The sequence below is a fragment of the Kribbella hippodromi genome, from assembly GCF_039531045.1.
GTDB classification, from domain to species: domain Bacteria; phylum Actinomycetota; class Actinomycetes; order Propionibacteriales; family Kribbellaceae; genus Kribbella; species Kribbella hippodromi.
The window spans coordinates 83,726-96,412 of the sequence record NZ_BAAAPH010000025.1 but is presented as its reverse complement, the minus strand read 5'-3'; the positions used below and the strand labels follow the sequence as shown (position 1 = coordinate 96,412).

Sequence of the window (12,687 nt, the reverse complement as noted above, 5' to 3'; positions counted from 1 at the left end):
CGTCACGACGCCTCGCTCGCCCCGTCCTGGCTGGAAGGCGTCACCCACACACACGACGCCGTCCCGTCCTCGACATGCTGCGCGTACACGGTGACCTTGTGCGTAATCACGTTCATGCACTCGGTGAGCTCCTGGATCTGCGCCGCCACGTAGTCCTGATGACTACGCAACAGCGCCAACCGATCCGCCTCGTTCCCGGGCCCCTGCCGAACCAGATCCGTGTACTGCCGAATGGTGTCCAGCGGCATCCCCGACGACCGGAACTTGATGCACATGTCCAGCCACTCGACGTCGTCCTCGGTGTAGACGCGCCGCCCGTTCGACTCGCGCCGTACCGGGTCCGCGAGCAAGCCCTCACGCTCGTAGAACCGGAGCGCGTGCACACTCAACCCGGTCCGCTCCGCCACCTGCCCGATACTCAGCCCAGCACCCATACGCGGCACCTTAACCCGGATCTAGCTTCCTGGCAGTAGTGGTTTGAGGGCGTCCAGTGCTCGGTGGACGTCGTCCTGGGTCGAATAGATGTGGAAGGACGCGCGCAGCTTCCCACCCCGGACCGCGGCCCGGATCCCGGCCGCCGCGAACGCCTCCTCGGCACCGGGCAGGTTGGTACTGACGATCGCGCTGTTCGACGGCGCCAGCCCGAGGCCGGCGCGGAACTCGTTCGCCAGCGCGAGGTTGTGCCGGTTGATCGTGCCGACGCCGAGGTGCTCGATCAGTTCGAGCGCCGGCGCCGCGCCGACGAACGAGAACCAAGCGGGCGATTGGTCGAACCGGCGCGCGCCGGGGGCAAGCTCCATCGCCGTCCCGTAGTACGACCCGTGGACGTCGCGGGCCGCGTACCAACCGGCTGCCATCGGCCGGCAGCGCTCCTGCAGCTCCGGCGACAGGTACCCGAAGGTGGCGCCGCGCGGCGACATCAACCACTTGTAACTGTGGGCGATCAGCGCGTCGACACCGTCCACCCCGATCGGATGCCAGCCGGCCGCCTGGGTCGCGTCGATCACCACCAGCGCGCCAACTTCCTTGCTCGCGGCAACAACCTCCGCCAGGTCCAGTACGGCGCCGGTCGACGACTGCACCGCGCTCACCGCGACCAGGTCGATACCCGGGCGGATCGCCGCGATCACCTCGTCACCCGGTACGGCGATCACGTCGACGCCACGATCGGCGTGCACCTGCCACGGGAAGACGTTCGACGTGAACTCGGCATCATCGGTCAGTACGCGCGCTCCGTCCGGCAGCGCGGCGGCGATCGGTACCAGCGCGGCGGAAACCGTACTTCCGACGAACACATCCGCGGCGTCCGCGCCGATCAATCGCGCAAACGCAGCCCGAGCCCGCGTGGTCGACTCGTCCCACGGCTCCCAGCTGGTCGCACCGACCCGCCACTCGGAAAGCGCGGCCTGCAACGCCTCCCACGCCACCCGCGGCGGCAACCCGTACGAAGCGGTGTTCAACCACCCCGCCTCCACATCCCACAACTCCGCCAGCTCCGCACTCTCCATCCCCCAACCCTACGGACTCCCCTTTGAGAACCCACCACGCACTTTCACACGCGGTGAGTTCTCAAAGCCGACCGAAGCCGGGGTGCGCGGGGTTATTGGACGAAGGCGGTGGCGGCGGATTGGCCCTTGGTGGTGATGTCGGTGGTGGATTCGATGGGGGACGCCTTGACGCCGGGGAAGAGGATGTACGTGACGACCGCGCCGTCGATGCCGCCGGATGACGGGTTCGGGTTGATGCCGAGTTGCTGGGCCAGCTTGTACGAGCCCTCGCCGATGATGCCGGTCGGTCCTTCGTCACCGACGACCGCGTACGCGACCTTGTCCTGGTACACGACCGCGGCGACGGTCGCACCGCCGATCCCGGCCGTGCGGTAGTCCCAGACCGAGCTCGGCAGCGGTACGACGATGAACGGCAACCCGGCCGAGTTCAGCGGCCGCCCGTCGGACTGATGGAACGACGTGTCCGGCTGGAACGAAGGATCGGTGTTCTCGCTGCACTGCGTCGTCCGCTGGCCGTCACAGTCGATGTCCAGATCGGCGGTCCAATGCACCGCATCGCCGGTTTTGCAGACCTTGACAGTCCGTGCGTCACCTTCGTCGTGGGCGTACTTCCCGTTGGACAGCTGCGCGGCGCACGTTGCCTTGGCGCGGAGCTGGTCGGCGGTCGGGGCGGCCAGCTCGCCGGCCTGCGAACTTCGGATCGGTACCACCAGGGTCAGACCGGCCAGGGCCACGGCGAGACCGAGCAGGCTGAAGCGTCGAACCATCATTACCTCCGGGGGCGCGGAACGGAATGGAAGGTTTTCGCCGGTCATGCTACACAGAGTGGTTACTATTTAACAATACGTATCGTGGGTACCGGAAACGCCTGCCCTTGGGAGGATGCGATGAGCTTCGACCGGCCCGGCCTGCCCCACCCCGGACACGAGATGGACCCGGCAGCCGACGAAACGCTGCGCGAGGAAGGCGTCGAGTTCGACCCCGACGACGAGCCGGACGTGCCGGACCACCCCGGCGCCACCTCGGCCGGCCCGCAACCCAACCCACTGCGCCGCCCACCGCACGAGCCGGCCGCACCCACTGAGCCCACCGACGACTGACCCGGTCACGCGCCGTGCACTACCGTGGCGTCCCATGAGTGGGGAACTGCCGTGGCCGTGACGATGCGCGATGTGGCGCGGGAGGCCGGCGTCTCACCGAAGACGGTCTCGAACGTGATGAACGGGTACCCGTACATCCGCGCCGAGACCCGGACCAAGGTGCTGGCCGCGATCGAGGCCCTCGGCTACCGGATGAACCTGTCCGCGCGGAACCTGAAGTCCGGGCGTACGGGCGTGATCGCGCTCGCCGTACCCGAGCTGACCAACCCGTACTTCGCCGAACTCGCCGACGCCGCCATCGCCGCCGCGGGCGATCACGGCCTGACGGTGATGATCGAAACCACCGGCGCCGACCGCGAACGCGAGCTGACCGCGCTCGCCCGGCCGCGCGGCCACCTGGTCGACGGACTGCTCTACAGCCCGCTCGGCCTCGGCCCGGAGGACGTCGACGAACTGAACACCTCGACCCCAATGGTGCTGCTCGGCGAACGGATCTTCCACGGCCCGGTCGACCACGTGATGATCGACAACGTCGAGGGGACGAAGGCGGTCGTCCGGCATCTGCTCGATCAAGGCCGGCGGCGGATCGCGGTGATCGGCGTACGCCCCGGCGAGAAGGTCGGCACCGCCGCGATCAGGTACGACGCGTACGCCGAAACGCTGACCGAGTACGGCGTCCCGGTGCCCCTCGAACTGACCGTCTCCGGCGGGAACTGGCATCGGTCGAGCGGCGCGGACGCGATCGCGGAGCTGCTCGCGACCGGGCCGGAATTCGATGCGGTGCTCGCCCTGAACGACGTCCTCGCGCTCGGTGCGATCCGGGCGCTGACCGCGCGCGGCATCCGCGTCCCGGACGATGTCGCAGTGGCCGGCTTCGACAACATCGACGAGGCCAGTTTCAGCAGCCCGACCCTGACCACGGTCGACCCGAACCGGGTGCACATCGCCCGGACCGCGGTCGACCTGCTAGTTCAGCGGATGGCCGGCGACACCTCCGAACATCGCGAGATCGTCGCCCCGTACGCGCTGCACACCCGCGAATCCACGCTCGGCGCGCACTGACCCCTTGACCCGTCCGGAACCACCCGGGCACACTTCTACACCGATGTAGTACACCGATGTAGAACAGGAGCATCCTGGTGCCCGCTGCCACTCTGACCATCGATCGCGCGTTCACCGTCGCCCCGGTGAACCGGCGGACCTTCGGTACGTTCGTCGAGCACATGGGCCGGTGCGTCTACACCGGCATCTACGAGCCCGGCCACGCGACCGCCGACGAGGACGGCTTCCGCAAGGACGTCCTGGAACTGACCCGCGAACTGGGCGTGTCCGTCGTCCGCTACCCCGGCGGGAACTTCGTCTCCGGTTACCGCTGGGAGGACGGCGTCGGTCCGCGGGACGAGCGGCCGCGGCGGCTCGACCTGGCTTGGCACAGCATCGAGACGAACGAGTTCGGGCTGGACGAGTTCAGTCGCTGGTGCGCGAAGGCCGGCGTGGAGCCGATGATGGCGATCAACCTCGGGACCAGGGGCGTGCAGGAGGCGCTCGATCTGCTCGAGTACACCAACCACCCCGGCGGTACGACGCTCTCCGACCGGCGCGAGCAGCACGGCGCGGGACCGTACGGGATCAAGCTCTGGTGCCTCGGCAACGAACTGGACGGCCCCTGGCAGGTCGGTCACAAGACACCGACCGAGTACGGGCGGCTGGCGGCCGAGACCGCGCGGGCGATGCGGATGATCGAGCCGGACCTGCAGCTCGTCGCGTGTGGTTCGTCCTCGTCGAAGATGCCGCTCTTCGGGACCTGGGAGCGGGACGTACTGCGGGAGACGTACGAGTTCGTCGAGTACATCTCCTGCCACGCGTACTACGGCAACGACGACGGCGACACCGCGTCTTTTGTCGCGTCCGCGGTGGACATGGACCATTTCATCGACGCGGTCGTCGCAACGGCTGACCACGTCGGCGCGGAGCTGAAGAGCAGCAAGAAGATCGGCATCTCGTTCGACGAGTGGAACGTCTGGTACGGAGACCGATCGCGCCGCACGGACGGTCCGGCCGATCAGTGGGAGGTCGCTCCGCGCCGGATCGAGGACCAGTACAACGCCACCGATGCCGTTGTCGTCGGCAACTTGTTGATCTCGCTGCTCCGGCACAGTGACCGCGTCGGCGTCGCGTGCCTGGCCCAGCTCGCGAATGTGATTGCCCCGATCATGACCGAGCCCGGCGGCGCGGCTTGGCGGCAGACGACGTTCCACCCGTTCGCGATCACCTCCCGGCTCGCGGGCGGTCAGGTACTGCGCGTCGAGACCGAGTCGCCGACGGTCAGCACCACACGGTACGGCGCGATCCCGGCCGTCGACGCGGTCGCTACGTACGACGCGGGCCGCCTGTCGATCTTCGCCGCGAACCGCTCCACCGAAGGCCCGGTCGAAATCACCGTGGACGTCAGCCGGAGCGGTGTCACCACAGTCGACGAGGCAGTCGTCATCCACGACGAGGATCTGACCGCGACCAACACCGCCGCCGACCCGGATCGCGTCACCGCGAAGCCGCTGGAGACCCGGCTGGCCGACGGCAAACTCACGATTACGCTACCGGCGATCAGCTGGGTCGCGGTTTCTCTGTCGACCAAGTGATCCGGGTGGTTCAGACTGTGTGGCCGTGAGCAATCAGTCCGACCTTGCCGAGACGTCCCGGCTGGAAGCGTTCAGTGACGGCGTCTTCGCGATCGCCATCACGCTGCTGGTCCTCGAGCTGCACGCACCCGTGCTGTCCGAGGGCCGGCGGCTGTGGCCCGCGCTGCTGCACGAGTGGCCGCAGTTCGCGGCGTACCTGGCCAGCTTCGCGGTGCTCGGGATCATGTGGGTCAATCACCACTCGATGTTCCGGCAGATCGAGCGGACCGATCGCGGGTTGATGTTCCTCAACCTGTTCCTGCTGTTGTGGGTGACGCTGCTGCCGTTCCCGACCAGCATGTTCGCCGAGCACCTGAAGGACGAGTCGATCAACGCGCATGTCGCGGCCGCGGTGTACAGCACGAACCTGACGCTCGCCGCGATCGCGTTCAGCCTGATCTGGTGGTACGTCCTGCGCAACCACCTGGTCGAGCATCAGCTGACCAAGGCGCAGCTGCGGAAGTCCGTCCTCCGGTACTCGCTCGGCACCTTGTTCTACGCGGCGATGATCGGGATCTCGTTCCTGTCCGCGAAGGTGACGCTGCTGATCGCGTTCCTGCTGGCGATGTACTACGCGTTCGAGCAGCTCAGGACGCGCGACTGAACTGGGTCAAGTAGACGCCAGGAGCGATCTCCAGCCGGTCGGTCGGCGTGTACCCGCGGGACGTGTACAGCGTCACCGCGGGACCGTTCGCCGTGCCGGTCGAGACCAGGCTGAACCGGCGCGGCACGAGCAGGTCCAGGTGATCGAGAAGCGCCTTGCCATGACCGCGGCGCGCGTACGCGGGGTCGACGATCAGGCGGGAGATCTCGACAGTGTCGGCATCCGGCAGTTCGTACGCGACGGCGCCGACCAGCAGTTCGTCCTCGTACCGGCCGAGCCAATGCTCCGTGGACGACATCAAGGCGGCCAGATCCTCCTGCAGCGGCGGGATGCCGTCGAAGCCGATCAGCTCGGCCTCCACCGCGTACGCGGCGTGCTGGATCTGCAGGAGCCGCTCGGCGAGCGCGCGGTCGGAGAGGTCGAGTGGCCTGATCACGCGGCCGAGCTTAGGCCAATTGCACTTGCCTGGCGGACGGCGGCTGCGTAAGTTAGCCAAGCCTAACTTGATGAAGTGGGGGACTGGTTGTGAACGCGAGGGTGTTCCGGGACACGTACGGCGTACCGCACTTGCGGGCCGGGGATCCGCTCGCGTTGGCGTACCTGCAGGGCGTGAACGCGGCGCGGGACCGGGCCTGGCAGATCGAGTTCGAGCGGCGACGGAGTCTCGGGACGACTGCCGCGTTCCTCGGCGCGGAGGCGGTCGGGTGGGACGTGTTCGCGCGACAGGCCCGGCTGGATGACACGGCGCGGCGGTGTTACGAAGCGCTCGATCCGGAGACGCGGGCGTGGGTGGCCGCGTACGTCGACGGGGTGAACCATGCGCTGCCTAGTGGGGCGACGCGGGCGCCGGAGTTCGCCGAGACCGGGTTGGCGGTGGAGCGGTGGGAGCCGTGGGCACCGCTCGGGATCTGGCTGGCGGTGCACATCCTGTTCGCGGGGTTCCCGAGCAAGCTGTGGCGTACGCATGTGGTGGAGCACCTCGGTGAGTCGGCGGTCGAACTGTTCTCGTCGGAGGGGCCGCATGGGGCGGGGAGCAATGGGTGGCTGATTCCTGGATCGCATACGGCAAGTGGACAGGCGATCTTGGCGGGTGATCCGCATCGGTACATCGAGAGTCCTGGGATCTATCAGCAGGTCCGGCTGACTTGCCCGGAGTTCGACGTACTCGGGTTGGCGGTGCCTGGGATTCCGGGGATTGCGCATTTCGGTCATGCGGGGAGCGTTGCGTGGTCGATCACGAACGCGATGGCGGATTATCAGGATCTGTTCGCGGAGCAGCTTCGGCGTACTGACGCTGCGGTTGAGGCGCTCGGACCGGACGGGTGGGCGCCGGCGCCGTCGCACACGGAGCAGGTGGAGGTCGCGGGGGCCGACCCGGTCGAAGTCGAGGTGATCGAGACCGACCGCGGCCCGGTCATCAGTTCGGCCATTGACGGCAGGGCCGCGATCTCGTTGCGGTATCCACCTCGGGTGACCGGGCGGCTGGGGTTCGAGGTGCTGCCTCGGTTGCTGCGGGCAACTTCTGTGGACGAGGTAGACGCGGCCTTCGACGATTGGGTCGAGCCGGTGAACGTGGTGATGGCCGCCGACACCTCTGGCGGCTTGCTGCATCGCACCGCGGGCGTCGTACCACGCCGGCCCCGCGAAAACATGCTCCGAGTAGTACCCGCCTGGGAATCGGCCCACCAGTGGAACGGCTGGCACGATCCGATGCCGCGCGCCGACGTACACGGTCCGGCGGTGATGGCCAACGCCCGTCAACTCGCGGCGTCGCTCGGTGTCGAGTTCGCCGCCCCGCACCGGGCCGACCGCATCCACGAGCTGGTCACCGCACGCACCGACTGGTCGGTCGAAACCATGCCCGACATCCACACCGACACGTACCTCGGCTCGGCCGGCTCTGTCCTCGACCTGCTCACCGAGCTCGACGATCTCTCCAGCCAAGCGCTTGCCCTACGCAACGAGTTGCTGACCTGGGATCGCCACATGGACGCCAGTAGCACAACAGCCTCCTCGTACGCCGCGGTGCGCAAGGCCCTCGTCTCCCGGCTCACCGACCACTTCACGGTGCTCGAAAACGCCGACGTACCAGAGCTTTTCACCGCGTGGATGGATCCGCTGACTCACGTCTCGTACGCTCTGGAGAACTTGATCGCCGCGGACCTTCCGGATGTCAACGTACGCTGGCTGGCTCGCGAGGCGCTTGAAGAAGTGGCCGCCCGCAAACCCCGGCCGCCGTGGGGCGAGACCCATCAACTCGCGCCGCTGCATGCGCTGCGCGGCCCGGTGTTTGCGCCCGGCGAGCAGCCGATCGACCTCGGTCTGTCCGGCGACCACCACTGCGTCCTGTCGACGTCGAGCCTGCCCGGCCTGACCGATGTCTGCATTCGCGCGTCCGCCGCCCGGTACGCGTTCGACCTGGCGGACCGCGCGGACAGTCAATGGGTAGTCCCGCTCGGGGCGTCCGGTGTGCTCGGCGATCCGCATCACCACGATCAGCTTCCGCTGTGGTTGCGCGGGTCACTCGCTCCGGCGGCCGGTGCGCTGACGCGGGAGGACGGCGCGTACGAGACCACGTCCGCCCTGGGCACCGTACGCATCGAGGCGGCCGATCCGGAGCGGGACCTGGACCTGATCCACGACTGGGTGACAGCGGACCGGGCGAGCTTCTGGGGCATGACCGCGCTGTCCCGCGCGGAGATCGCGGCCACCTATCGCTTCCTGGACGAAGTGCCGACGCATCACGTGTACATCATGTCGCTGGACGGTACGCCGGTCGCGCTGCTGCAGACCTATGATCCACAAGCCGATCCGGCCGGCACCGGGTACGAGATCGAGCCGGGCGATCTGGGCGTACATCTCCTGATCGCGCCCGGCACGCGCCGCCCCGGCTTCACCGGCCACCTGGTCACGGCGGTCACCGACTTCGCCTTCACCCACCTCGGCCATCCCCGCATCGTGGTCGACCCCGACGCCGAGAACACCAAGGCCATCAACCGCTTCCACCGCAGCGGCTTCACCCTCGGCCCAACCACCAAAATCCCCCAGCCGAACGGCACCACCAAAACCGCCCAACTCGCCTTCCTACCCCGCCCCTCCTGAACCCACCCGCCCGTCCACAGTTGCAAGCGCGGTCCGGCACGTAGGTGAGCGAGGAAAAGCTCCTGCAACGCTGCAGTGACGTGGTGTGCGCGCGGCGCGGGCTGGGTTGTGGGGCGGTGTGGGGCTGGGATTGTGGGGCAGGTGGACAGGAGGTGTGGGTTGGGTGGGTAGTGCACCTGAGCGTGGAGAGGCCGGGGTGTACGGCGTCTCGGGAGTGCACTACCTGTCGCGCTGCCGATTGTCCGATGCGCAGCCGACGACGGTCGCAGTTGCAGGTCGGCACCTCAAACTGCCGGCCCTGTGGACAACCGGCGGACCGTGGACAACTGCCGAACTGTGAACACTTGGTGGGGGCTGTGGATAGCTGAGCAGGTATCCGCACTCCCCACGGAGTGTTCAAGCTCCGCCGGAAGACTGGACCGCGGCTCGACGGGTTGTCCGGATACCCACTCATGGTGCGGGTACTCTCCACCGGGCGCGGTTGCCCCGGTGAGTGGGCGACTCGGGTGGGTGCGGATGCCGCGGTCGTGCCGGCGCCGGGTGGTGCGGCTGGGTGGGGGTGGGTCAGTTTTTGACGGCGAGGACGGCGGCGATCAGGCGTTGGTAGTCGGTCAGGTCGTCCGGGAGCTCGGGGCCGCGCCACTCGGCGGCGGGGGTGAGGCCGGGCTCGAGGACGGTGAAGCCTTCGCCGTAGAGGGCGAGGATCTGCTCGTCGGTACGCCAGCGACCGCGGCCGAGGGAACCTTGCAGAAGCTGCTCGAGCTCCTGGCTGCGCGGATCGTTCTCGCTGCGGAAATGACTGATGAAGACGTGGCTGCCGCTGGCGATCCGGTCGTGCCAGAAGCGGACGATCGCGGCCGGGTTCTCGTCGTCGTTCACGTGGTGCAAGGTGGCGCTGAAGATCACCGCGACCGGCTCGTCGAAGTTGATCAGCCGAAGCGTGTCCGGGTTGTCGAAGATCGCCTTCGGCTCGCGCAGATCAGCCTGGATCACGGTGGTGTAGTCGTTCTCGGCCAGCAGCGCGCGGCCGTGGGCAAGCACGATCGGGTCGTTGTCGACGTACACGACCTTGGCGTGCGGCGCGTACCGCTGCGCCACCTGGTGCACGTTGTCGGCCGTCGGCAGTCCACTGCCGAGGTCGATGAACTGCCGGACCGACGTGGTGGTGACGATCTCACGGACCGCGCGAATCAGCGCGCCCCGGTTGTCGTACGCGATCTGCCGTGAGCCCGGCAGCTCCTTGATGAACTTGTCCCCGAAGGCGCGGTCGACGGCGAAGTTGTCCTTGCCGCCGAGCAGGTAGTCGTACGTCCGCGCGATGCTCGGCTTGGTCGTGTCGAAGCCCGGGTACGGACCGCTCTCCGTCACCTGCTCGTCTGCGTCGGCCATCGCGAGGATTCCTTCCTGTCGAGACAGAAGTCACTCTATGCGACCCGGAAACCACCGCGCGCGCGGCCCCGGCCTGTCTCCGGTGGCTTCCCGGCACGGCGCAAACAAAAGCAGCTCGCAGCGACGGCCGTCGAACGGCGGCCGCTGCGAGCTGTGCGGTATCGGGTGACCAGGTCTGGCGGGCCGTGCCACCCACTGTTGCCTGTTGCTGCCCTCGCGCTGCTCAGTTCAGCGTGTGTTTGGGCATTACCTCGTGGTCGCGCTCGGGCGCCGGGCGGACCGCATGAGCCGGACGCTCAGCAGTGCGAGGGGCCGGGCAGACAGGTCCGCGGCGGATCGGTCCGCCGCCGAGTCTCCGGCTCTTCCACTGCTTTTCCTCGTAGTCGTAATAAGTGTCGACGCCTCCGACTGTCATCCCGATCCTCCCGTCGAACCCCCCGTCCCCTGCTGGCTCATCCACAGTCCGCCACGACAGGCCTGGCAGACAAGCGATTCCGGAAATCACCATCGATGAACACGCTCGAACGGCGCGTTGTGTTGGATTCCGCCGGAAATGGGCGGCTTTGGAAAGTCTTAGACGGCCACGATCGCGACGCCGTGAGCGGGCAACCGGATTCCGTCCGGCGTCACCTCGGCCGTGGCGAAGGACATCACCAGGTATTCAGGCGGTTCGTCGACGGGTACGACGCGCTCGGCGGCGCTCAGGTTCGCCACCACCCGCAAACTGCCGCGGGTCACCACCAGCCAGGCGCCGGCCGGGTCGTAGGCGATCCCGACCGACTCCAGCCGGTCGTCGCGCAACTCGGGCATCCGGGCCCGGAAGGTCAGCAGATGCCGGTACCAGGTCAGGATCTCGTGATGCGGCGCCTCGTCCGGCTCCGACCAGTCGAGCACCGAACTGCGCCAGGTCTGCGGATCCTGCGGGTCCGGGATGTCGTCCGCGTCCCAGCCGAACTCGGCGAACTCACGCCGCCGCCCGGTCCGGACCGCGTCGGCCAGCGCCGGCTCGTCGAAGTCGGTGAAGAACCGCCACGGCGTCGAGGCACCCCACTCCTCACCCATGAACAGCATCGGCGTGTACGGCGAGGTCAGTACCAGTGCGGCGCCGATCGCGAGCTGTCCGGGTGTCAGCGCCGGCCGATCACCCAGTGCCCGGTTGCCGATCTGGTCGTGGTTGGACGTGTACGCGAGGAACTGCCCGCCGTGGTGCGTGCTCGGATCAACCGGATGGCCCCACACCTTGTGCCGAAAGGTCGAGTACGTGCCGTCATGCAGGAACACCCGCGTCAGGGTCTTCGCGAACACCGCGGGGTCACCGAAGTCCACGTAGTACCCGAACTTCTCACCGGTCAGCAGCGAGTGCAGCGCGTGGTGGAAGTCGTCGCTCCACTGCGCGGTCATTCCCATCCCACCGGACGACACTGGTTCGACCGTACGCGGGTCGTTGAGGTCGGACTCCGCTACCAGCCCCAGCGGGCGCCCGAGCTCTTCCGACAGCGCCGCAGCCTCTTCTGAGAGCTGCTGCAGCAGGTGGGTCGGGCTGTCGTCCACCAGCGCGTGTACGGCGTCCAGGCGCAACGCGTCGAGGTGGAAGTCGCGGAACCAACGTAGTGCGTTGTCACAGATCCAGCGGCGTACTTCAGTACTGCCCGTGTCATCGAGATTGACTGCTGGTCCCCAGGGCGTGGAGTGCTTGGTGGTGAAGTACGGACCGAAGCTGGACAGGTAGTTCCCACTCGGACCGAGGTGGTTGTAGACCACGTCGAGACAAACAGCCAGCCCGGCTTCGTGACACCGGTCGACGAACCGCTGCAGTGCCTCCGGTCCGCCGTACGGGTTGTGGACTGCGTAGAGATCCACACCGTCGTACCCCCAGCCGTGTACGCCAGGGAACGCGGCGACCGGGAGCAGCGAGACCACCTCCACCCCCAGCACCGCCAGGTAGTCCAGGTGCTCTGCGGCGGCATCCAGCGTGCCTTCGAGGGTGAACGTACCCAGGTGCAGCTCGTAGAAGACCGCACCACGTACGTCCCGACCGGACCAGCTGTCGTCGCTCCACTCGAACCGGTCCGCGTCGAACACTCGGCTGAACCCATGTACGCCGTCCGGCTGCCACGGACTCCGGGGATCGGGTAGCGGGTCACTGCCATCGACCGAGTACGCGTAGTCCGTACCGTGGTGTGCCTCGACCACCTGTCGCTCCCACCAACCGTCAGCACCGGAGCGCATCGGCAGTACGCCGTCGCGCAGTACCAGGTCGACGGTGGTTGCCTGCGGCACCCAGACGCGGAACGTGTGCATGGGAG

Annotated in this window: 12 protein-coding genes; 5 read left to right on the top strand and 7 right to left on the bottom strand. The window is 67.7% G+C overall.

Features of this window, described 5'->3' with window-relative positions:
- Window positions 1-2 precede the first annotated feature (2 nt).
- The 3 genes from ABD260_RS31240 to ABD260_RS31230 all read right to left on the bottom strand — a co-directional run bounded on the left by ABD260_RS31240 (window position 3) and on the right by ABD260_RS31230 (window position 2,275).
- Complete coding sequence (locus tag ABD260_RS31240) at window positions 3-434, bottom strand: MerR family transcriptional regulator (RefSeq protein ID WP_344239350.1); 432 nt, start codon at window positions 432-434, stop codon at window positions 3-5.
- 21 nt (window positions 435-455) lie between these two features.
- Entirely contained in the window at window positions 456-1,508 is a 1,053-nt protein-coding gene (locus ABD260_RS31235; protein WP_344239348.1) for an aminotransferase class V-fold PLP-dependent enzyme, read from the bottom strand.
- 92 nt (window positions 1,509-1,600) lie between these two features.
- Entirely contained in the window at window positions 1,601-2,275 is a 675-nt protein-coding gene (locus ABD260_RS31230) for a glycoside hydrolase family 75 protein (protein ID WP_344239346.1), read from the bottom strand.
- 120 nt (window positions 2,276-2,395) lie between these two features.
- Between ABD260_RS31230 and ABD260_RS31225 the strand changes: the two genes are divergently transcribed.
- The 4 genes from ABD260_RS31225 to ABD260_RS31210 all read left to right on the top strand — a co-directional run bounded on the left by ABD260_RS31225 (window position 2,396) and on the right by ABD260_RS31210 (window position 5,890).
- A complete protein-coding gene (locus tag ABD260_RS31225; RefSeq protein ID WP_344239344.1) occupies window positions 2,396-2,608 on the top strand; it encodes a hypothetical protein in 213 nt (70 codons plus the stop codon).
- Between the two features lie 51 nt (window positions 2,609-2,659).
- Complete coding sequence (locus ABD260_RS31220; protein ID WP_344239342.1) at window positions 2,660-3,670, top strand: LacI family DNA-binding transcriptional regulator; 1,011 nt, start codon at window positions 2,660-2,662, stop codon at window positions 3,668-3,670.
- Window positions 3,671-3,747: 77 nt separating this feature from the next.
- On the top strand, window positions 3,748-5,247 hold the full coding sequence (arfA, locus tag ABD260_RS31215; RefSeq protein WP_344239340.1) for an arabinosylfuranosidase ArfA: 1,500 nt from the start codon (window positions 3,748-3,750) through the stop codon (window positions 5,245-5,247).
- 25 nt (window positions 5,248-5,272) lie between these two features.
- Window positions 5,273-5,890, top strand: a complete 618-nt coding sequence (locus tag ABD260_RS31210; protein WP_344239338.1) for a TMEM175 family protein — start codon at window positions 5,273-5,275, stop codon at window positions 5,888-5,890.
- Here ABD260_RS31210 and ABD260_RS31205 read toward each other — a convergent pair.
- Window positions 5,874-6,326 (bottom strand): GNAT family N-acetyltransferase, encoded by a 453-nt coding sequence (locus ABD260_RS31205; protein WP_344239336.1) that lies wholly within the window; start codon window positions 6,324-6,326, stop codon window positions 5,874-5,876. The two genes, ABD260_RS31210 and ABD260_RS31205, sit on opposite strands and share 17 nt — an antisense overlap.
- 89 nt (window positions 6,327-6,415) lie before the next feature.
- Here ABD260_RS31205 and ABD260_RS31200 point away from each other — a divergent pair, with 89 nt between their 5' ends.
- Window positions 6,416-8,992, top strand: coding sequence for a GNAT family N-acetyltransferase (locus ABD260_RS31200; protein ID WP_344239334.1), 2,577 nt, complete (start codon window positions 6,416-6,418; stop codon window positions 8,990-8,992).
- 564 nt (window positions 8,993-9,556) lie between these two features.
- Here the strand turns inward: ABD260_RS31200 and ABD260_RS31195 are convergent.
- The 3 genes from ABD260_RS31195 to treZ form a co-directional block, all read right to left on the bottom strand.
- Complete coding sequence (locus ABD260_RS31195) at window positions 9,557-10,381, bottom strand: SAM-dependent methyltransferase (RefSeq protein ID WP_344239332.1); 825 nt, start codon at window positions 10,379-10,381, stop codon at window positions 9,557-9,559.
- Window positions 10,382-10,604: 223 nt separating this feature from the next.
- Window positions 10,605-10,796, bottom strand: coding sequence for a hypothetical protein (locus ABD260_RS31190; protein WP_344239330.1), 192 nt, complete (start codon window positions 10,794-10,796; stop codon window positions 10,605-10,607).
- A gap of 158 nt (window positions 10,797-10,954) precedes the next feature.
- Window positions 10,955-12,682: a malto-oligosyltrehalose trehalohydrolase gene (treZ, locus tag ABD260_RS31185; RefSeq protein WP_344239328.1), complete on the bottom strand. Its 1,728-nt coding sequence runs from the start codon at window positions 12,680-12,682 to the stop codon at window positions 10,955-10,957.
- Window positions 12,683-12,687 lie beyond the last annotated feature (5 nt).